General features: G+C 43.6%; 20 protein-coding genes. 1 reads left to right on the top strand and 19 read right to left on the bottom strand.

The features are described from left to right. Position 1 precedes the first annotated feature (1 nt). Entirely contained in the window at positions 2-1,252 is a 1,251-nt protein-coding gene (ilvA, locus tag BMX50_RS20825) for a threonine ammonia-lyase IlvA (protein ID WP_091213096.1), read from the top strand. A gap of 209 nt (positions 1,253-1,461) precedes the next feature. Here ilvA and ftcD read toward each other — a convergent pair whose 3' ends face one another. The 19 genes from ftcD to BMX50_RS20725 form a co-directional block, all read right to left on the bottom strand. Continuing rightward, positions 1,462-3,153 (bottom strand): glutamate formimidoyltransferase, encoded by a 1,692-nt coding sequence (ftcD, locus tag BMX50_RS20820; RefSeq protein WP_091213093.1) that lies wholly within the window; start codon positions 3,151-3,153, stop codon positions 1,462-1,464. A gap of 52 nt (positions 3,154-3,205) precedes the next feature. Further along, a complete protein-coding gene (hutI, locus tag BMX50_RS20815; RefSeq protein WP_091213089.1) occupies positions 3,206-4,432 on the bottom strand; it encodes an imidazolonepropionase in 1,227 nt (408 codons plus the stop codon). A 251-nt stretch (positions 4,433-4,683) separates the two neighbouring features. Then, on the bottom strand, positions 4,684-6,357 hold the full coding sequence (hutU, locus tag BMX50_RS20805) for a urocanate hydratase (protein WP_091213082.1): 1,674 nt from the start codon (positions 6,355-6,357) through the stop codon (positions 4,684-4,686). Next, positions 6,335-7,894 carry a histidine ammonia-lyase gene (hutH, locus tag BMX50_RS20800; protein ID WP_091213077.1) on the bottom strand — a complete coding sequence of 520 codons (1,560 nt, stop codon included), beginning with the start codon at positions 7,892-7,894 and terminating at the stop codon, positions 6,335-6,337. The genes hutU and hutH overlap by 23 nt, the downstream gene beginning before the upstream one ends. After that, entirely contained in the window at positions 7,887-8,396 is a 510-nt protein-coding gene (locus BMX50_RS20795) for a MarR family winged helix-turn-helix transcriptional regulator (protein WP_091213073.1), read from the bottom strand. The genes hutH and BMX50_RS20795 overlap by 8 nt, the downstream gene beginning before the upstream one ends. Before the next feature lie 303 nt (positions 8,397-8,699). Beyond that, a complete protein-coding gene (locus BMX50_RS20790) occupies positions 8,700-9,527 on the bottom strand; it encodes an OmpA family protein (protein ID WP_244281064.1) in 828 nt (275 codons plus the stop codon). 25 nt (positions 9,528-9,552) lie between these two features. Then, on the bottom strand, positions 9,553-10,215 hold the full coding sequence (locus BMX50_RS20785) for a DUF2461 domain-containing protein (RefSeq protein ID WP_091213070.1): 663 nt from the start codon (positions 10,213-10,215) through the stop codon (positions 9,553-9,555). Then, complete coding sequence (locus BMX50_RS20780) at positions 10,193-10,597, bottom strand: DUF983 domain-containing protein (protein WP_208864758.1); 405 nt, start codon at positions 10,595-10,597, stop codon at positions 10,193-10,195. Before BMX50_RS20780 ends, BMX50_RS20785 begins: the two co-directional genes overlap by 23 nt. A gap of 53 nt (positions 10,598-10,650) precedes the next feature. Continuing rightward, on the bottom strand, positions 10,651-10,929 hold the full coding sequence (locus tag BMX50_RS20775; RefSeq protein WP_091213067.1) for a hypothetical protein: 279 nt from the start codon (positions 10,927-10,929) through the stop codon (positions 10,651-10,653). A gap of 25 nt (positions 10,930-10,954) precedes the next feature. Then, the gene (locus tag BMX50_RS20770; RefSeq protein ID WP_091213064.1) at positions 10,955-11,530 is read right to left on the bottom strand and encodes a DUF420 domain-containing protein; all 576 of its coding nucleotides are present in this window, start codon (positions 11,528-11,530) and stop codon (positions 10,955-10,957) included. A gap of 6 nt (positions 11,531-11,536) precedes the next feature. Beyond that, the gene (locus tag BMX50_RS20765) at positions 11,537-12,205 is read right to left on the bottom strand and encodes an SCO family protein (RefSeq protein ID WP_244281063.1); all 669 of its coding nucleotides are present in this window, start codon (positions 12,203-12,205) and stop codon (positions 11,537-11,539) included. A gap of 29 nt (positions 12,206-12,234) precedes the next feature. Next, positions 12,235-12,582 carry a cytochrome C oxidase subunit IV family protein gene (locus BMX50_RS20760; protein ID WP_091213053.1) on the bottom strand — a complete coding sequence of 116 codons (348 nt, stop codon included), beginning with the start codon at positions 12,580-12,582 and terminating at the stop codon, positions 12,235-12,237. A 13-nt stretch (positions 12,583-12,595) separates the two neighbouring features. Beyond that, entirely contained in the window at positions 12,596-13,315 is a 720-nt protein-coding gene (locus tag BMX50_RS20755; protein WP_091213049.1) for a cytochrome c oxidase subunit 3, read from the bottom strand. Positions 13,316-13,336: 21 nt separating this feature from the next. Next, positions 13,337-13,921, bottom strand: a complete 585-nt coding sequence (locus BMX50_RS20750; protein ID WP_317040897.1) for a cytochrome c oxidase subunit 3 — start codon at positions 13,919-13,921, stop codon at positions 13,337-13,339. Between the two features lies 1 nt (position 13,922). Further along, positions 13,923-14,786 (bottom strand): heme o synthase, encoded by an 864-nt coding sequence (cyoE, locus tag BMX50_RS20745; RefSeq protein ID WP_091213044.1) that lies wholly within the window; start codon positions 14,784-14,786, stop codon positions 13,923-13,925. Next, positions 14,783-15,841 carry a COX15/CtaA family protein gene (locus BMX50_RS20740; protein WP_091213042.1) on the bottom strand — a complete coding sequence of 353 codons (1,059 nt, stop codon included), beginning with the start codon at positions 15,839-15,841 and terminating at the stop codon, positions 14,783-14,785. Before BMX50_RS20740 ends, cyoE begins: the two co-directional genes overlap by 4 nt. A 145-nt stretch (positions 15,842-15,986) precedes the next feature. Beyond that, entirely contained in the window at positions 15,987-17,876 is a 1,890-nt protein-coding gene (locus tag BMX50_RS20735) for a cytochrome c oxidase subunit I (protein ID WP_208864757.1), read from the bottom strand. 20 nt (positions 17,877-17,896) lie between these two features. Then, complete coding sequence (locus BMX50_RS20730) at positions 17,897-19,081, bottom strand: cytochrome c oxidase subunit II (protein WP_244281061.1); 1,185 nt, start codon at positions 19,079-19,081, stop codon at positions 17,897-17,899. Between the two features lie 49 nt (positions 19,082-19,130). Further along, complete coding sequence (locus BMX50_RS20725) at positions 19,131-20,399, bottom strand: quinol:cytochrome C oxidoreductase (protein ID WP_091213033.1); 1,269 nt, start codon at positions 20,397-20,399, stop codon at positions 19,131-19,133. Positions 20,400-20,405 lie beyond the last annotated feature (6 nt).

Here is a 20,405-nt window from a genome sequence, read left to right as displayed (position 1 = left end):
AATGGAAACTGATACAAAAAGCCTGCTTGATTTTGAAGCGGCATACCAGCGGATAAAGGACGTTGTGAAACGTACCCCGCTGCAATATAACGCCGGTCTTTCGGCAAAATACGAGTGTGATGTTTATTTAAAACGCGAAGACCTGCAGGTTGTTCGCTCCTATAAGTTGCGCGGCGCATACAACATGATCAGTCAGTTAAATGACGATGAATTGAGCCGCGGCGTTGTTTGCGCCAGTGCGGGTAACCATGCTCAGGGCGTAGCCTTTTCGTGCAATAAAAAGAATATTAAAGGCGTAATTTTTATGCCCGAAATTACCCCCAAACAAAAGGTTAAACAAACCGCCATGTTTGGTAACGGTAATATAGAGATTGTGCTTACAGGCGATACTTTTGATGATTGCCTGGCCGAAGCGCTCATTTACACCGAAAAAAACAAGATGACTTTCATCCCTCCTTTTGATGACTACCGCGTTATTGAAGGCCAGGGAACCGTAGGTGTTGAGATACTGCAGGACCTGCCAGATGTTGAAGTCGCGATTATGCCCATCGGTGGTGGCGGCTTTGCGTCGGGAACAGGTACTTATCTTAAAAACAATGTCCCAAATATCCATCTGATAGGCGTTGAGCCTGAAGGTGCCCCATCAATGCTGGGCGCTATAAACCATGGTAAGCCCATTACATTAGATGAAATAGACCGCTTTGTTGACGGTGCTGCCGTTAAGCGTGTTGGAGCATTAACTTATGATATCTGTAAAGAGATCCTGAATGATATGCTACTGGTACCTGAAGGTAAAATCTGTACCACCATACTGAAACTTTACAACGAGGATGCCATTGTAGTTGAACCTGCAGGCGCGTTGTCAGTAGCAGCACTTGACGCCTGCAAAGAGCAGATCAAAGGTAAAAAGGTGGTTTGTATCATCAGCGGCGGCAATAATGATATTGCCCGGATGCAGGAGATCAAAGAAAAGTCACTGCTGTATGAAGGCCTGAAACATTACTTCATTGTTCGTTTCCCGCAGCGTCCGGGTGCTTTGAAACTGTTTGTGAATAGTGTATTAGGCCCTGGTGATGATATTACCCGTTTCGAATTCATCAAAAAGAACGAGAAGGAAAACGGTCCGGCGCTGGTAGGCATCGAACTGAAAAATGCCGAAGACTATCCTGCGCTGTTACAGCGTATGCATGCCCACCGTTTCAATGTTATTGAATTGAATAAAGACCAAACTTTGTTTGAGTATTTGGTGTGAGATAATTCCAAATCTTAAACTTACCGTCATTGCGAGGAACGAAGCAATCCCCAATTAGCAGGTCCGCCCTGCATAGTTCGCGATTGCTTCGTTCCTCGCAATGACGTTTTTAGAAAGAGCTTCGGCTACCCCAACACGATTTGCAGGTTCGCCCTGTATAGTTCGCGATTGCTTCGTTCCTCGCAATGACGTTTTGAAAAGAACCTCGGCTACCCTAACCCTATTTTTGCATTCACCAACTCAATGATCTCCGCCTCAAGCGCAATGGCTTTCCGTTCAATTTCATTACCGCGGTAAATGATATCGATCACATAATCTTTATCCTTATAGCCCGAAGCGTTGATCTTTACATTCATGAACGCACCTAATACCGCGGTACGGGCACAAAGGGCGGCCACACCGGCATCACTTATAGAATTGGGGTTACCGGTTAGCGTCATTGCTTTAATTACCTCCATGCTATCCAAAGCGGCCTCCATTACTTTAAAAGGAATTTCAATAGCATAGCGGGTAGCATCCTGTATAGCTTTATCTCGGGCAGCCTTTTCCTCATCGTTTGATTTTGGCAACGAGAAAGCTTCCATGATCCGGTTAAAGGCTGTGGTATCCTGGTCAACCAATGCCAGCAGTTCATTTTTAAATTGCTGTCCTTTTTGTGCCCAGTCGCTAAATTCCTGCCAGCGGCTGTCCCATCCTTTTTTGTGCGAACTCAGGTTAGCCACCATAGTAGCCAGCGACGCACCTAATGCGCCAACAGCCGCTGATATCGAACCTCCGCCCGGTGCCGGGCTTTCGCTGGCAGTTTCATCAGCCAGATCGGTAAGGCTCATGCTGATGAGTTTGCTGTCGGCTTTATCTTTCAGTAAATATTCAATGATCCGTTCTTCCGGTTTAAATGGCGAAAGCTCATCCAACCCCATCGATTTAATGGCAATCCTGATCAGCTCCCTTTCGCTTACACCTACCGAGCGTTGCTGTTTTTCCAAAAAATACCTGCCTGCATCAAGCATCGCTTTTAATGGGATCAGTCCAACCAGCTCACTTCCTGTAACCCTGATGCCGCGTGCAGCAGCTTTATCACACACTTCATCAAATGCCTTGTGAACCGGGGTAACGTTGATATTGGTCAAATTCATCGAGATCTGTGCAACGCCATATTCCTCAATAAACCAGCCAATGGCTTTTACCGCCCTTAATGAACCGGGAATGGTTTTGGCTTTTCCTTGGTCGTCATATACAATTTTACCATTGATCGGATCGCCCTCGCGAAGGGTGCGACCAGCCTCACGCACATCAAAAGCAATAGAATTTGCCCTGCGAACGGATGTAGTATTCAGGTTAACGTTATAAGCTACCAGAAAATCTCTTGCCCCAATTACAGTAGCCCCGCGCTTAACATCATTCTCTGCCGGACCGAAATCGGGTGCCCATTCCGGTTGCTTGATCTTTTTAAAGAAACCTTCGTATTCACCAGCACGGATTACCGATAGGTTGCTCCGGCTTTTATTGGGTTGTGCCGCCTCGTACAAATAAACCGGGATCTGCAATTCCTCTCCTACACGTTTGGCAAGTCGGGCTGCATATTCTGCGGTTTCCTCCATGGTGATATTACTGATCGGTATCAGCGGACAAACATCTGTAGCGCCCATCCTTGGATGTTCGCCTTTTTGCCTGCTCATATCAATCAGCTCGCCTGCTCTTTTTATGGCACGATAAGCAGCTTCAATCACTTTCTCCGGTTCGCCTACGAAGGTCACTACAGTTCGGTTAGTGGCCTTTCCCGGATCAACATTAAGTAATCTTACTCCCTCAACAGACTCAACTGCATCTGTTATCTGTTTAATGATATCGAGGTTTACACCTTCGCTAAAATTGGGTACGCATTCTATTAATTTGGTCATTGGTTCATTAGTTCAATGGTTCATTGGTAGCTAAGCAAATCATAAAACATGCTTAATCGTTATTTTCAGACGTCCAAACCCGGACTGGTTTTAGTTTTCCTTGCTGATATAATATCTCACGATAATCGTTACACGGGTAAGCCTGCATATCGGCAAGCTTTCCCTTGATTAAGATGCCGCGGTCGTTTAGTTTTAACGCTTGTGATGCTCTAAAGGTTAAGCCTGCAAAAACCTCGGCTGCGCTTAGTTTTTCGGAGGCAGCCATTACTGAAGCCTGCATCAGCAGATCGCCCATCGGGGCCGAGCCGGGGTTCCAGTCGCTGGCTATGGCGAGGCAAGCTCCGGCATCAAGCAACTTTCGGGCAGGGGCATAGCCCATTCCCAAACCCAGCGAAGCGCCGGGTAAAGTTACAGCAACAGTATCTGAATTGGCCAATAATTTTATCTCATAATCGCCGCTGGCCTCCAGGTGATCGGCCGAAGCTGCCCTCGCCTTAACTGCAACCTCGGTGCCGCCGGTAGTAAACTGGTCGGCATGAACGGTAGCTTCAAAACCCATTTGCCTGGCTTTGCTTAAGTAAAACAGGGCATCGCTGGTATTAAATGCGCTTTGCTCAATAAAAATGTCAACCCGGCTCGCCAAACCTTCTTGTTTTATTTTCGGTAACAGATCATTTACCAGATATTTCAGATACTCACTTTCGGCACCATCAAAATCCTTGGGTTTGATATGCGCGGCAAGGCAGGTAGGGATAATATGCGCATGCGTTTTATCAGCCGCCTGCCGAATAGCCTTAAGCTGTTTTAACTCCTCTGTTACAGATAAACCGTAACCGCTTTTAACTTCGATAGTGGTTACCCCTTCTGCTAAATGACGGGCTATCCGTTTCGTCAGCAAATTGCTTAATTCCGTTTCAGTGGCTGCGCGGGTTTGCGCAACCGAATCCCAGATGCCGCCGCCGGACGCAGCAATCTCCAGGTAGCTTTTCCCTGCATTACGCATGGCATAATCTTTAGCCCTGCTTCCGGCAAAACAGATATGCGTATGGCAATCTACAAACCCAGGCAGCAATACATGATCTCCGGTAATTTCCTCTACTTGTGCCGATGGATAGTTTTTGCGAAGCTTTTCAAAATCATCAACCGTTAATATGAGGCCGTCTTCAACCAGTGCGCCGCCATTGTCAATGATGTTCAATTGCTCATCCTTCAGGGCGCCTTTAAGGGGCAAACCCGTTAAAGGTAGTATTTGTGTAAACGGACCTATTAGTTTTTTCATCGTTCTATCTTAAACCGTCAATGCGAGGTACGAAGCAATCCCAAACTGTACGGGGCTAACCCGCATAATAAAATCGAGGTCATGCTGAACTTGTTTCAGCACCTCACTCGCTAAGCGGCCATGCTGAGCAAAGCGGCCACCTGTCCTATGGGGTGCCGAAATAAATTCGGCATGACGGTAGGCAGACGTCATTTCACCTTCAGAACCCGGCAGATTCTAAAACTCGCAATTACAGTTTTATATTTTATACTTTACCAAACCTTCAACCCAAACTTATCCGCCCATTCGGCAGCCTTATCGTATCCCGCATCAGTATGTCTAAAGATACCCATGGCCGGGTCATTATACAGTACCCTTTTTAAACAGGTAGCTGCGCGTTGGCTGCCGTCGGCCAGTACTACCATTCCGGCGTGCTGGGAGTAACCCATACCTACTCCGCCGCCATGGTGGAACGAGATCCAGGTTGCGCCGCCTGATGCATTTGCCATCAGGTTAAGCAGCGGCCAGTCGGATACTGCGTCGGAGCCATCAAGCATAGCCTCTGTTTCGCGGTTGGGCGATGCTACCGAGCCGCAGTCTAAATGGTCACGACCGATCACTATGGGGCCTTTTACCTTGCCCGAGGCTACCAGTTCATTAAATATCAGCCCGGCCTTTTCACGTTCGCCCATGCCCAACCAGCAAATGCGGGCAGGTAATCCCTGGAATGCAATTTTCTCCCTTGCTTTTTTAAGCCAGGTGATTAACGGTTTATTTTCCGGGAAAGCCTCTATCAGCGCCTGATCAGTAGTATAAATATCTTCCGGGTCACCCGACAAGGCTACCCATCTGAACGGCCCTTTGCCTTCACAAAACAGCGGACGGATATAAGCCGGCGTAAAACCCGGGAAATTAAAAGCATCGGCCTCGCCGCCTTGCCTGGCAAACTCACGAAGGTTGTTACCATAGTCAAAAGTAATAGCTCCTTTGCTTTGCAGTTCCAGCATTAAGCCTACATGCCTCGCCATACTTTTCAACGAACGCCGTTTATACTCTACCGCATCCTCTTTCCTTAAAGTGGCAGCCTCATTTAATGACAGATCATTAGGGATATAACCATTCAAGGGATCATGCGCCGAAGTTTGATCGGTAAGCATATCAGGGATGATATTATCCTTCAACAGCTTTTCGAGCAGGTCGCCTGCATCGCTTACCAAACCTACCGAAAGCGTTTCTTTTTTGGCGATGGCTTCTTTGATCCATCTGATGGCTTCATCGTACGAATCCGTCATCCGGTCGATGTATTTCGTGTCAACCCGTTTTTGAATCCGGGATGCATCCACATCGGCACCTAAAAATACAGCGCCAGCCATAGTCGCCGCCAATGGCTGAGCACCACCCATACCGCCTAAGCCGGCGCTTACAATGAGTTTGCCTGCCAAATCGCCATTAAAATGCTGATTGCCGCATTCTACAAAAGTTTCATATGTGCCCTGCAAAATACCCTGCGTACCAATATAGATCCAGCTGCCAGCCGTCATCTGCCCGTACATCATCAGTCCTTTTTCGCGCAACTCATTAAAATGCTCCCAGTTAGCCCATGCAGGCACGAGGTTACTGTTGGCTATCAAAACCCTCGGTGCCTCAGGATGACTGCGGATGATCCCAACCGGCTTGCCCGACTGGATTAGCAACGAATGATATTCATCAAGTTCCAACAGCAACTCAATAATTTTACGAAGCGCCTCCGGGTTACGTGCAGCCTGACCGATACCTCCGTAAACCACTAACTCATCAGGATTCTCTGCTACCTGGCCGTCGAGGTTGTTAAGCAACATCCGAAGCGGGGCCTCGGTTTGCCAACTTTTGGCATGAAGCTGCATACCACGCGGTGCTTTGTACACCGGGTGATTAGCGTAGGTTTTAATAAATTCCGAACTCGTCATGACTTAAATCTATGTGGTGAGCAATAGCTGCTTCCCCCGCGGTTTGCAGCAGGGAGCCATCTGTAATCAATTTGTGAAGGCTGTTAATATCCACAGCAAAAACGCGATCATCCTGTATAAAATCAACATGCTGCCTTACCAGTTCATGGCAAGCTTCAATAACCGGAGTTGATCTTAGCGGTCTGCGGAAATCCATGGCCTGGGCTGCGTAAAGCAGCTCTATTGCCTGGATATATTCAATATTATCTATCACCTGGTGCAGTTTGCGCCCGCTGATGGAGCCCATAGATACATGGTCTTCTTGTCCAAGCGAGGTTGGTACGCTATCGGCACTGGCCGGGAAACACAAGGTTTTATTTTCGGTAACGAGGGCGGCGGTGGTATACTGCGGAATCATCAAACCCGAATTAAGCCCGGCATCATGTGTGAGCAATTTGGGTAAACCGTAGCGACCTTCACTCATCAGGTAGCAGCGCCTGTCGGCAATGTTACCGATTTCGGCCGCAGCTGTGGTTGCATAATCAAGGGGTAAAGCCAGTGGTTGCCCATGGAAATTCCCCCCGCTGATGGTATCATCGGCATTAAAAATAACCGGGTTATCGGTAACAGAATTGAGTTCAATTTCGGTAAGTTCTTTCAAGTGCAGCCATGCGTTGCGGGATGCTCCATGCACCTGCGGCATGCAACGCAACGAATATGGATCCTGTACCCTATCGCAATTTATGTGTGACGAATTAATTTCAGATCCATCAAGTAAAGTGAACAAGCGATGAGCTACCATCCTTGTCCCCTTAAACGGACGGATCTGGTGCAGCCGTTCATCAAAGGGACGGATAGACCCCATCAGCCCTTCTAATGACATAGCACCGATCAGGTCTGCACGGTTCAGGGCATCATCCAACCTTTGTACAGCCTTCATAGCGAATGAAAGAATGAATTGCGTACCATTGATCAATGCAAGGCCTTCTTTCGGGCCAAGCAATAAGGGCTGTAAACCATGTTTATTTAACAACTTCGAAGCAGGTTGCCGCTCCCCATTTTCAAATACTTCGCCCAAACCAATCAATGGCAAAAACAGGTGTGATAAAGGGGCCAGATCGCCTGAAGCGCCTACTGAACCTTTTTCGGGTACAACCGGGACAATATCATTGTCGATATGCCAGATGATCCGTTCAAGCGTTTTTAAGGCAATGCCCGAATAGCCTTGCGCTAAAGCATGCACCTTGGTGATCATCATAAGCTTCGCTATCTCCTGCGGAATAGGTTTGCCCACACCTACGCTATGACTTTTAAGGATATTGCTTTGCAGTAAACTGGTATCTTCTTCAGAGATCCGGGTATCGCACAGCGGGCCAAAACCGGTATTAATTCCATAAACCGGGTGGTGGCTATGTACAATCTTTTCAACCTCACGCCATGATGCCTGGATCATGTCTGCGGCTTCTTTATTAATGATCCCTTTAGTTTTGCCAGATGCTATGTCAAGGCAAATACCTATGGTGAGATGATCGGTGCCGTAATTAAATATATTACTCATTGCCGGCGGGTTTTAAGTTGGTATTTAGTTTTTCAACAATATTATCGGCCAGTTTACTTTGGCGGAAGGTGTTTTCAAGCGCAGTAACTGCAGGCAGTAATTGAAGTGCTGTTTCGTCGCCTTCAACCAATTGGGTCATGGCTTCAGTGATTGCAGCCCAAACAGGCATAATCTGCGCCAGTAATTCGCGCCCGCTGGTTGTAAGGGTAACTAATTGACGGCGACCATCATCACTACAGGTATCGGTGCTTACAAGCCCCCGCTTTTTGAGGTTAGCGATCAGTTGACTGGCAGCTGGATGTGATACTTCTATCTGCTCACTTAATTCTTTGATAGATAAGGCATCATTTTTCGACAGCAAATAAAATACAGGAAACCAGCTGGCATCAAAATCAATTCCGGCGTTTTGATAGGCACGATTAATTTCGGCCAGAAAAGCTTCACTCAGCCGCCGCAAGCGACTGCCCAAAACCAGGTATCCTAAACTTTGATATAGATTCATGATGCAATTTATATAAGTGCTTATATAATTGCAAATTTATTTTCGGAGCTGTTTAAAAATGGATTAATATTATTTGCCGATAGAATAAAAATTCATTGCCGTTGGTTTTAACCAACGGAATAATTAATGGCGATGATAGGGCTTCAGCCCAAATCCGCTTGTTTTAATTGGGCTAAAGCCAAGACCTTTCAATTTTGTTACCGTTGGTTAAAACCAACGGCAATGAATAACAACCTCCGATAATAGAAAGGAAAACATCTAAAACAAAAAAGCTCCCGGTGGTTTACCGGGAGCCTTCATTTATTACTTAGTGATCAGGTTGTATAACTCGTCGAGCTTAGGGGTAAGCACGATCTCTATTCGCCTGTTCTTTGCGCGGGCTTCATCAGTACCGCTGGCATCTATTGGCTGAAACTCGCTCTTTCCTGTTGCGGTAAGCCTATGCGGGTCAACACCTTCTGTTTCGGTCAGGTAGCGGGTTACCGAGGTAGCGCGCAATACGCTCAAATCCCAGTTATCTTTAATCTGGCCAAGGTTCTTCACCTTCTTATCATCTGTATGACCTTCAACCGCCATATTGATATCCGCTTCCTTGTTAACCACCACAGCAAGCTGTTTCAAGGCAGCCTTTCCTCTTTCATCAATAATAATACTGCCCGAAGGGAACAATAGTTTATCAGCTAATGAAACATAAACCTTGCCATTTCTGATATCTACCGTTAAACCGCTTTGCTGAAAACCTAATAATGCCTTCTGCAGTTTATCTTTCAGTGCATTGGTAGCTTCATCACGTTTCTTTAAAATGTCTTCTACTTCTTTTAAACGGGCTTCACGTTTTTTCAAGTCGGCAGCCAGTCTTGTTGTTTGAGCAGCTAATTCATTAGCTTTTGACGATGTAGCATCCAGATTACTGTTTAATACGCTGTTGTTTTTGCGTAGATCATTAAGCTGCCTGTGCAAACGTGCTGTGTCTGATTGCAACTGCGCAAGCTCTCCTTCAAGGTTGGTTGTACGATTGGCCAATGAGTCTCGCTCTGCTACAAGGGTTTTGTATGCTTTTGGAGACATTACCTTGCATGAGTACATCGTTAAACATACAGCAGCGGCTAAAAATGCATATTTAATTTTCATAGTTTATTGAGGGTTATATATCGTACTACGCCAGGGCGTTCTTCAAAAATACATTAAGCGGGTGGATCCTGCTGCACATATCTATCACCGTTTTTTCCGATCCGGGTTGGGTTAATTCTTTATCTGTAAGTTTATGCCAGCCCACAAAACTTTTTAGTTTTATCAGGTCGAGGTTTTCGTTATCCGGTTCGTAACCTTTTGGCAATGACTTAAGCTGTTCCTGCTTCCTAAAGTCGCCAAATAGTTTTACAAACTCTTTATCATCGATGATCTTTTTCAGGTCTGCAGCATTATAATCAATTTCCTGGCGGATAGCCTTCAAATGCGGCGCTTCCGGCATCCAATATCCACCACCGATAAATGAATTACCAGGCTGGATATGCAGGTAATATTCAACACCGCCGCCTTTTAAACCCGAAGTAGGCAAACTTACCCCAAAGTTATTTTTATAAGGTGCTTTATTTTTACTGAAACGGATATCGCGGTAAATGCGCATCACGCATTTTTTGGCATCAAGGTTCTCGTCCATGCCCGCCTCAATTTTACGCACGCCCTCAAGCACCTTCGCCGTAAAATCAATTACGTTTTCGCGGGCCTTATCGTAACGCTCTTTGTTTACAGCAAACCATTCACGGTTATTATTTTCGGCGAGATCTTTTAAAAAATCAATACTTTCCTGGTATATCATCGGTATCTAAATAGCTTTGGTAGTGTATTTTGGGTGATAACCAATACAACAAAAACACACGCGAATATCTGAAATTTACAGGAGCAAGGAAAAAACACCCTAAAATTATGGTACCGAGATATAACCACGGTGAATCCTGGTTATGGGTAATCAAATAGGTAAGCCATGCTATCCCAAGGGCCTCGCCCACATTTAATGCATAACTCACATACATGGCGGCATAAAAGTAACCTGGTTCTATCTCAAAGAAAAGATCACAATGCGGACAATTCAGATTTATTTTATTGGAGAAACTGTAAGGGCTACCCTTAAACATATCGCCGCGCCTGCAGCGCGGACATTTACATTTAAGCATAGCCCATGACTTTGGTGTTTGAGACACGATAAGTATCTTATAAGGTTACAAAAGCGGCCACTGATAACCGCAATTGTTTATTAATTCAGATTAAGTTTTTCGGGACGCATTTCAAGCTTTACATCTTTACGACGGTATTTTTTATACCAGATGTAACCACCTAATGCAACTGCAAAATAAGGTGCGCCTAATAAAAACAGGATACCATTATTTAATCCCCTTGTTTTGGCGCTACCGCTTTGAGCGTTGGTTTCAACTGTAGCAGCACATTGCGCACACTGGGCTTTTACCGGCTCACGGGCAATCAGCATAAGGCCAAGGGCCATTACAAAAAGGATAATCTTAAAACCTTGTTTCATAAGTACAAATTTAACCAATTATAAATTAAAAATGATAAAACGGGCGGATCATTAAGTAAACCACCACTCCACTCGCTGTAACATATAACCAGATCGGGAATGCCCAGCGTACCAGCTTACGATGCTTTTCAACCTGCATTTGCAGCCCGCGGTAAAAGCTCAATAATATTAACGGTAAAACAGCCGCTGCAAGTATAATATGAGGCGTCAAAATGGCTAAGTATATTGTCCGTAAAGACCCTGCCGAAGCCCTTTCTGCTTCTGACAATTTCCCGTCGCCGTTAAGGTCACCGTAAATGATCTCGTTACGCATCAGGTAATGGAACAGAATATACGATACCAGGAATAAAGACGACAAACAAAAAGTAACAATGTTAAGTCGTTTGTGCAGTGTTATGTTACCCTGTTTAATTTGATATAACGACAAAAGGAGCAATAAGGTGCAAGTGCCATTAAGTACAGCATTAAGCATTGGCAAATAAGGCGTAAAAGCAGGCGCCTCCGCCGGACCGGGGATCAGGTGCCTGTTTAACAGAACAACTACTGCAATTACAAATATGGTAACACCCGCAACAAAGCGGATTATAAATTTATCGCTCATGGCAAATTAATATAGGGCCTTATCAACTTTACGAAGTTCTTCGGCTATCAACACTTTTATCTCATCGTTAAGGCGGTTTACCTCTGGTGTTACCGCTGCTTTGTAATATCCGCGGATCCGGTGTTCCTGATCAACCAGTACAAAGTCATCGCTGTAAACGAAGTCGCTACCGGCCTTTGCGGCATTTACATAGAGGCCATTCCTTGCAAAGTTGTAAACCGATGAAGTATCACCGCTACACATCAGCCAGCGGTTTGATTCGGGCTTAAAGGTTTGCAGATATTTGTTTAATACTTCCTGGGTATCATGTTCCGGATCAACAGTGATGGTTAAAAAATAAACCATCTTGTTTTTGTAATACGTACCCACCAGCCAGCTCATGTTTTTGTTGATGGTTTGGCAAACCGTAGGGCAATTAGCGTAAAAGAAATTAATTACAAAAATCTTTCCCTTTAGTGTGTTCAGGGTAACCGGCTTTCCTTCCTGATCGGTAAGTTTAAAATCCGGAATAGTGTGGTAAATGGTATCCGGGATGTATTTGCCATGAAACTTATGGCCGGTTTTAGCAACCACCTTTGGCCCAAAAACAGCAAGGGGTTTATACCTGTTTTTACCTTTGGCGGTAAGTAAATAATATAAAAATCCCGGTACCGCTAAAATGAGTACCAGGATCATAATCTTTTTTAAGATGGAAGCTTTGTTCATTAGAACACCGGGCGCAAGTCAACCCAGTGATGGCTTTCATTTGTAAGCACCAGGATCAAACCTATAATAAATATGATTGGGATTACTAACGATAAGATCAAACCCATCTTTTCAAATTTCAAGTGCATAAAATATGCTACGATATAAAATGCTTTAAACAGCGTTAAAACGATATATACCGGATTAGCATACTTTAACAAGTCCGGGTGATTTGGAACTATAGCAAGCGCAATAATAAACTCAATACAAGTGATAAAAGTTAATATTCCTGCTACCTGCCATATACGCTTTTTGCTCATTGTGTCGTGCTCACCGTCGTGGTGAACTTCGTGCGATTCTGCTGACATATGTAAAGTGTTTTTAAACTAAGTAAAAGAATGTAAATACGAATACCCAAACAAGGTCTACAAAGTGCCAGTATAAACCAACCTTTTCAACCATTAAATAGCTGCCACGTTTTTCGTATGTACCCATTAAAACGTTAACTGTAATAATGATGTTGATAATAACACCTGTAAATACGTGGAAACCGTGGAAACCTGTGATGGTGAAGAACAGGTTAGCAAACTCCTGCGAAGTCATATGCTGTACAGCTTCAGAACCACCCGTAAATAGTTTTTTTAACTCTTCTGCCGGAGGAACACTACCCCACCAGAAACCTTCGTGGTGTAAATGCCCCCACTCTAAAGCCTGGCAACCAAGGAACATGAAACCACCTATAACGGTAGCTATCATCCAACCAACTACCTCTTTTTTTGCATTACGGTGACCAGCCTCAACAGCCAATACCATGGTAACAGAACTTGCAATGAGGATGAAGGTCATTAAACCCACAAACACCAATGGTGCGCCATGATCAACTAATCCGGGTACTGATTGAAAAACTTTGTCGGCACCTGGCCATACGCTTGCGCTGAAACGCAATGAACCGTAAGCTATCAATAATGATGAAAAGGTGAACGCATCCGAAAGGAGGAAAAACCACATCATTATTTTTCCGTACTCCACGTTGAACGGGGATCTTCCTCCCGACCAGGGCGAAGTTTTTACTTCGTCAATTTGTGAAACTGTTGTACTCATCTGTACTAATCTATGGGTGTATTAATTATGATTCAAAAGTAAAAAAACATACAGATAAATCCATATAATATCGAGAAAATGCCAGAAAATGGAGGTTAATTCCATCTTAAACATGTTCTTTACTTGCGGGATATTACGGTATGTACCTATAAGTGTATTTATTAGCAATAAAAGGGCGGCGAAAATGTGAACCAAATGCGCGCCAACAAAAACGTAAACAAACGAGCGTGAAGCGTTAGGATCAACAAAATAAATCTGCATTTTGAAGGTTAATACATAACAGGCATAGATTTGTAAGGCAAAAAATGCCAGTCCTAAACCCAATGTGATCCACAAATACAGCTTCTGTTTGTCAAACTGCAACGCCTTAGCGGCCTTCGACGCCAAAAACAACGTACCGCTGCTCAATACTATAACAATAGTGCTATACAAAAACGATTGCGGCATGATCACGTTTAAACCGTGACCGCTACCTCCCGAATAAACGATGAAACCACTGGTAAAAGCGGCAAAAAGCATAAACGAAGTGAATATAAAAATCCACATGTTAAACTTCTTGGCACCAAGGTTAAGCCTGTCGTTATCTTGTTCTATCCTTGCCATCATCTCACTTAACTATAAAATCTACTAAAAACATTATTTGAACTACCGGCAGGTAAAAAAACGAGCCGAACATTAATTTACGAGCCTCGGGTATTTGCAGTGTACGCAACAGCATAAATGACTGGTACAAAAATATCAGGCTGCAGATCAGCGATACGCCGCCAACCCAGTAACCGCCATAACCATAAATAGTTGGTAGTAAGCTTACAGGTACCAAAACAATGGCAAATATAAAGGTAATTACAGCACTTGTTAAATCTCTTTTGCCTGATGGCAATAACCTAAAACCCGCCAGCTTATAGTCATCATCCAAAACCCAGGCAATAGCCCAGAAATGAACAAACTGCCAGATAAACTGAATGGAAAATAAGATTATCGCTATCTCATCTATCCTGCCATGCACCTGTGCAGCTACATAACCAATCAGCGGCGGCAAAGCCCCCGGAATGGCACCAACAAATACAGCTATCGGCGATTTACGTTTTAAAGGCGTATAGGCAAATGCATATAATAAGATGGAGAACACCGATAGCAAGCCAGTCAAAAGGTTTAAACTACCTAACAAATATGTTCCTGCCATGCCCATGCCCAAGCCTAATACTAATGCCTGGCCGGTAGTCATTTTACCCGATGGGATTGGGCGGTCCATGGTACGTTTCATGAGCTTATCCAAATCCTTCTCAATGATCTCATTGAATGAGTTAGCTGCTGAAGTAACCAAAAAGCCCCCTATAATCAATTTTACCCAATCAATCCAAACAATGTGTCCGTTAGCGCGGCTACCTATTAAAAATGATATGGATGCCGAAAACACTACCAAAGAGGTAAGCCTCGTTTTAATCAGTTTCGAAAAATCAGCCCATTTCATCTGCTTACCTCCCTACCGTTAACACCTTGAAATAAATTCAAAAGCAAATAAAATTGCGCCCCAAATATTAAACTCGCCAACACAATATGCGCGGCCTGGGCAACCGGCGGTAATGCGAGATATGATAATAAGATCCCGGTAACTATTTGTAACGTGATCATTAAAAATGTAAAGCTCATCAGCTGTTGCTGAATAGAGTGCCTGTTAAAGCCCCTACGGATTAAAACAAATAAAGCAACATTCAATATCAGCACCAAAATAGCTATGTCTCTATGGTGTTGAAATATCTCACCTGCATTGGCTATCCAATCTTTACGGTAGCCGCCCTGAAAGTGATTAGCAACCGCGTCTATTTTCTCCCGCACCTCGGTTCCGAAGGCTATTTGCAGGGTACTTACAAAAAGCGCCGCAAGCGTTATAATGTAAACTAATGGTGATGACCCAGATGTATTCTTCCCCGATATCCTTGCCACATGATAGGTATAAACACAAATAGCCAAAATAGCCAGGGCCAACAGCATGTGTACAGTAACTATCCAGGCAACCAGATTAGTTGATACCACAATTGAACCCAACCAAGCCTGAAATCCTACAAGCACAAGGTTAAAAATACTCAGTATAGCTATCCTTTTATCAGTTTTCCAATAGCTGAAAGAGAACACTACCGAAAGCAGGAGCAAAAAACCTGATAAAGCGCCGATGAGGCGGTTTACATATTCCGTCCATGTTTTACCCGCATTAAATTCTTCAGGTACAAGGATAGACCGATCTTCGCGAATACGCTTTGCAAGGTCACTGTAACCAAACACATCAAGTGTTTTTGCAAAACGCTGGTTTTTTTCCACGCGTTTAGCTACGTATTTCTGCTTATAATCTTTTGGGAGATCGCTTATGTCAGTTGGCGGTATATACCTTCCGAAACATTTGGGCCAGTCGGGGCACCCCATACCTGAACCCGAGCTACGTACAACACCACCGGCAAGAATCAAAACAAACAGCAGAACAATGGTTGTAATATTGATCTTTTGAAACCTATTTTTTGCGGCTGTGCTCATCTAAATATTTCTAAAAATTTAGGGTACCCATTCTGAATTTGAAGATTTGAAAATTTATTGATTTGAAAATGTGATTTTCAAATTGTTCAGATTTTCAAATCTTCAAATTAGGTAGGTACCCTAAAAGATCAGATTAAGTATTAATTTATTTTACTTGTTCGTTTGCTTTCAGCGTACTTGTAAACTTGTTAAGTTCTTCTAAACCTGCAGGATTATCTTCAAAATCATGAGGCTGGTTTGAGCTCATAGTTTGCGAGTACGGAACAGTTTGAGGGATATAATCTTCTTCTGCGCCTGGTTTGCTGTAATCATATGGCCAACGGTAAACAGTTGGAATTTCGCCTGGCCAGTTGCCATGTAAGTGCTCAACAGGAGTAGTCCACTCTAATGTATTTGACTCCCATGGATTTTGAGTTGCTTTCCGTCCTTTGAATATTGATACAAAAAAGTTATAAAGGAAACCGAACTGTGTAAGCGCAGCAATAATAGCAGCCCAGGTAACAAATGTATTAATGGTTAACCATTTTTGCATTGAAGCAAACTCGGTGAAGGCATAGTACCTACGTGGTACACCGTCAAGACCCATAAAGTGCATTGGGAAGAATACCAGGTAAGCACAGATAAATGTTAACCAGAAGTGCAGGTAACCTAATTTCTCGTCCATCATGCGGCCGAACATTTTAGGGAACCAGTGGTAAACACCAGCAAGCATACCAAATATTGCTGCCGAACCCATTACCAGGTGGAAGTGGGCGACTACGAAGTAAGTATCATGTAAGTTGATATCCAAAGCAGCATTACCCAGGAAGATACCTGTTAAACCACCAGAGATAAAGAACGACACCATACCGATAGCGAACAACATAGCAGGCGTAAACCTGATGTTACCACGCCAAAGCGTAGCTAACCAGTTGAATGTTTTTACCGCAGAAGGTACAGCGATGATCAGCGTAGTGATCATGAACACACCACCAAGGAACGGGTTCATACCGGTAACAAACATGTGGTGGCCCCATACGATGAACGATAATACAGTGATACCGATCAAAGAGTAAACCATCGCATGGTAACCGAAGATAGGTTTACGTGAATTTACCGACATTATCTCAGATGAGATACCCATCGCAGGCATAATTACGATATACACTTCCGGGTGACCTAAGAACCAGAATAAGTGCTGGAACAGGATCGGGCTACCACCTTCAAATGGTTGCTGTACTCCGTTTAATACGATATCAGATAAATAGAAGCTTGTACCAACACTGCGGTCAAATATCAACAATACAACACCGGCAACTAAAACCGGGAATGCAAGGATACCTAATATAGCAGTAAGGAATAAAGCCCAGATAGTTAAAGGCATTTTCCAAAGGTCCATACCTTTTGTACGCATGTTTAATACAGTACTTACGTAGTTGATACCACCCATTAAAGATGATGCTACGAATAATACCATACTGATAAGCCACAAGGTCATACCTTCACCAGAACCAGGCATAGCTTTAGGCAATGCAGATAAGGGAGGATAAATTGTCCAACCACCGCTGGCAGGACCTTTTTGAACAAAGAATGATGACAACATGATAACACTGGCTAAAAAGAAGAACCAGTATGAAAGCATGTTCATGAATGGCGAAGCCATATCACGCGCACCTACCTGCAATGGAATCAATAAGTTGGCAAAAGTACCGCTCAAGCCGGCAGTTAATACGAAGAATACCATGATAGTACCGTGTATGGTAACCAAAGCAAGGTAAAAATCGGGGCTGATACGTCCGTTAGGGGCAAAACGACCCAACAAAGTGGTTAACAGCGGGAATGTTTTATCAGGGTAAGCAAGTTGGATCCTAAACAGGATTGACAAAATCATTGCGATAACCGCCATAGTAATACCTGTGATCAGGAATTGCTTGGCAATCATCTTGTGGTCCATGCTAAATACATATTTAGACAGGAATGATTGGTCATGGTGGTGTTCGTGACCGTGTTCGTCGTGGTGTGTTCCTGCGTGGTCGTGAACTGCTAATGTTGACATATCTCTATTTCTTATCTTTATTAATTATTTAACGCTAACCTATTTGTTGAAGCACCACTTTGTGCATTGTCTGCTGAAGCAAAATGAAGTTCTTTTCTCAAAGCATCATTCAGGTAAGGCTTCTGCCTTGACAGCCATGACTGATACTCGGCTTCGGTAACAACACGTACAACTTTTTGCATGTTGTAGTGGCTTCCGCCGCATATTTTGTTACAGTAAAGGGTATATTCAAATTTAGGGTCGTCTAATTTAGTGCGCATCTCTGCGGTTGTAATAGTCGGGGTAAATTTAAAGAAAGTTGGCAAGCCAGGTACCGCATTCAGTTGAACCCTGAAGTGAGGCATGTAAACGCTATGGATCACATCCTGAGCAAGGATATTAAGCCTGATTGACTTGTTAACCGGCAGATACATAGTATCAACCCTTAAGTCATCAAAACTGCTTTTCTTTTTAAAGTTAACACCTAAAAGGTTAGCACCTGTTACCAAACGGAAATCTTTAGGGCCTAATACACCATCTTTACCAGGGTAACGCAACTCCCAGGCAAACTGGTGTCCGGTTACATCAATATTGATATCTCCTTTAAGGTTTTCGCTATTCATGATTTTTTGCCATGTGAAAAAACCAAACACAACCAGGATGGTCAGAACGATAGCTGGTGCAATTGTCCAAACTTTTTCGATGGTATTATTATGTGGCAGGAAGTGCGCACGGCGTTTATCAGAATGACGGTATTGAAACAGGAATCCAAACAACAAGATCTGGGTAACAAAAAACACTATCATTGTTAAAACAGTAGTGACGGTAAACATCTCATCTATTTTAACACCATGTGCCGAAGCTGCTTCAGGTAAGGTCATGCTGCCTTGTTCGGTAAATGACCAGAAAGCGCCATAAAGACCGGCAACAAGGAAAACGATGCAAATTACTGCCATCACGGTATTCCACTTGATACCTTTTTTACCCTGCATTTTCAGGGTAAGATCATATACTTTAAGGATCTTGCCAACAATAGCAATACCTAAGCAGATCAGGAAAAATATCAGCACATAATATGCCACCCCGGTCCAATCAACCTTGGGGGCTTCTTCCTGGGCCGCACCGGCGGCCGCAGTTTGCGCCATCAGCAGGTTTGTGCCAAGGAGCATAAACGCAGCGAAGAACGATAGTAGTTTTTTAGAATTTATTAGTTTTCTGAATCCCATTTTAGTAAGCTGTTTGGTATTCTGTATTTTGGTGCAAATGTAATAATTATTATATGTGATGATGAAGGCTTTCCTGTAAGAACGGGTGTTTTTTAGGAACCAACGATTTAAACTTAGTTAAAGCTGTCATCGCTGTGAATGTAAATAAACCTCCAAAACCTAAGAACACGCCTATCTCAATCGGGCCAATCTCAGTTAACCATGATGAAGTTGGGCCAACTGTACCAGGCATAATCATCATAAAGTAATCTAACCAGTGACCAACAATAAGGATGATACACATAATCTCAACGGTACGATAGATACGTTTAGAATCACGTGACATCAACACCAATAACGGAGTAAGGAAGTTGACAACGATGTTGATCCAGAACCATGGTTTAAACTCAGGTTCCCAACGTTTAAAGAAGTAAACTGTTTCCTCAGGCATGTTAGCATAGTAGATCAGCAAGAACTGAGCAAACCATACATAAGTCCAGAAGATAGAGAAACCGAAGATAAATTTCGTTAAGCTATGCATGTGGTCTTCACTAACCCATTCAAAATAACCAATACGTTTCAACCTGATCAATGTAAGTGTAATAACCGATAAACCGCTTACCCACATGGCAGCGAAGTTATACCAACCAAACATGGTTGAGAACCACTCTGCCTCTAACGACATGATGGTATCGAAAGCGTAGATAGGAGTAGTAAAACCAAAGATCACCAGGAACAGGCATGACATGTTAAAGCTCTTTTTGTAGTAGAACATGCCACCCAAATCGTCCTCTGCTTCTGAATATTTAGCCAATAAACGACCGAATATGCAATATGAACCAAGGAAACAGATCAAACGGATCACAAATCCTACTTTGTTCATATATCCTGCTTTACCAGCAATAATGGCGTTATAATTTTCGTTGTGAGGATCGGTAACACCGGCAGCAGCCCAGATTTTATATAAGTAAGGGGCTACAACCTGCTTACCTTCTTCATTAGTAACTGTATGGGTTAATGAAAATCCTGCGATAACTACAACAATTAGAGAGATTGCAGCAATCGGCAACACTTTACCGAAAGCCTGAGGAATCCTGATCATTGAAGCAGACCAACCAGCCTGTGCTGCATACTGTACGGCGCAAAAGAAAATACCGCACATACAAACCGCTGCAAAGTAGTAGGTCATCAGCAACAGGTTTGCAAAGGTACGCTCGGCTTGACCAAGCGCAAAGCCACCAAGTATGGCAACCAAACCAATCACGATGCATATCAAGCTCCATGTTTTGGCTTTGCCGACAAATTCGTATTGCCCGTCAAAATTATTATGAGTCTTCATTAATAT

The sequence above is a fragment of the Mucilaginibacter gossypiicola genome, assembly GCF_900110105.1.
Taxonomy (GTDB): domain Bacteria; phylum Bacteroidota; class Bacteroidia; order Sphingobacteriales; family Sphingobacteriaceae; genus Mucilaginibacter; species Mucilaginibacter gossypiicola.
The sequence above is the reverse complement of the archived record's forward strand: the minus strand, read 5'-3'. Positions and strand labels throughout refer to the sequence as shown.

What these genes read in the sequence shown, in the direction of transcription:
- ilvA (WP_091213096.1), top strand. Translation starts at nt 2, where the DNA reads ATGGAAACTGATACAAAAAGCCTGCTTGATTTTGAAGCGGCATACCAG.
- ftcD (WP_091213093.1), bottom strand. Translation starts at nt 3,153, where the DNA reads ATGACCAAATTAATAGAATGCGTACCCAATTTTAGCGAAGGTGTAAAC.
- hutI (WP_091213089.1), bottom strand. Translation starts at nt 4,432, where the DNA reads ATGAAAAAACTAATAGGTCCGTTTACACAAATACTACCTTTAACGGGT.
- hutU (WP_091213082.1), bottom strand. Translation starts at nt 6,357, where the DNA reads ATGACGAGTTCGGAATTTATTAAAACCTACGCTAATCACCCGGTGTAC.
- hutH (WP_091213077.1), bottom strand. Translation starts at nt 7,894, where the DNA reads ATGAGTAATATATTTAATTACGGCACCGATCATCTCACCATAGGTATT.
- BMX50_RS20795 (WP_091213073.1), bottom strand. Translation starts at nt 8,396, where the DNA reads ATGAATCTATATCAAAGTTTAGGATACCTGGTTTTGGGCAGTCGCTTG.
- BMX50_RS20790 (WP_244281064.1), bottom strand. Translation starts at nt 9,527, where the DNA reads ATGAAAATTAAATATGCATTTTTAGCCGCTGCTGTATGTTTAACGATG.
- BMX50_RS20785 (WP_091213070.1), bottom strand. Translation starts at nt 10,215, where the DNA reads ATGATATACCAGGAAAGTATTGATTTTTTAAAAGATCTCGCCGAAAAT.
- BMX50_RS20775 (WP_091213067.1), bottom strand. Translation starts at nt 10,929, where the DNA reads ATGAAACAAGGTTTTAAGATTATCCTTTTTGTAATGGCCCTTGGCCTT.
- BMX50_RS20770 (WP_091213064.1), bottom strand. Translation starts at nt 11,530, where the DNA reads ATGAGCGATAAATTTATAATCCGCTTTGTTGCGGGTGTTACCATATTT.
- BMX50_RS20765 (WP_244281063.1), bottom strand. Translation starts at nt 12,205, where the DNA reads ATGATCCTGGTACTCATTTTAGCGGTACCGGGATTTTTATATTATTTA.
- BMX50_RS20760 (WP_091213053.1), bottom strand. Translation starts at nt 12,582, where the DNA reads ATGTCAGCAGAATCGCACGAAGTTCACCACGACGGTGAGCACGACACA.
- BMX50_RS20755 (WP_091213049.1), bottom strand. Translation starts at nt 13,315, where the DNA reads ATGAGTACAACAGTTTCACAAATTGACGAAGTAAAAACTTCGCCCTGG.
- BMX50_RS20750 (WP_317040897.1), bottom strand. Translation starts at nt 13,921, where the DNA reads ATGATGGCAAGGATAGAACAAGATAACGACAGGCTTAACCTTGGTGCC.
- cyoE (WP_091213044.1), bottom strand. Translation starts at nt 14,786, where the DNA reads ATGAAATGGGCTGATTTTTCGAAACTGATTAAAACGAGGCTTACCTCT.
- BMX50_RS20740 (WP_091213042.1), bottom strand. Translation starts at nt 15,841, where the DNA reads ATGAGCACAGCCGCAAAAAATAGGTTTCAAAAGATCAATATTACAACC.
- BMX50_RS20735 (WP_208864757.1), bottom strand. Translation starts at nt 17,876, where the DNA reads ATGTCAACATTAGCAGTTCACGACCACGCAGGAACACACCACGACGAA.
- BMX50_RS20730 (WP_244281061.1), bottom strand. Translation starts at nt 19,081, where the DNA reads ATGGGATTCAGAAAACTAATAAATTCTAAAAAACTACTATCGTTCTTC.
- BMX50_RS20725 (WP_091213033.1), bottom strand. Translation starts at nt 20,399, where the DNA reads ATGAAGACTCATAATAATTTTGACGGGCAATACGAATTTGTCGGCAAA.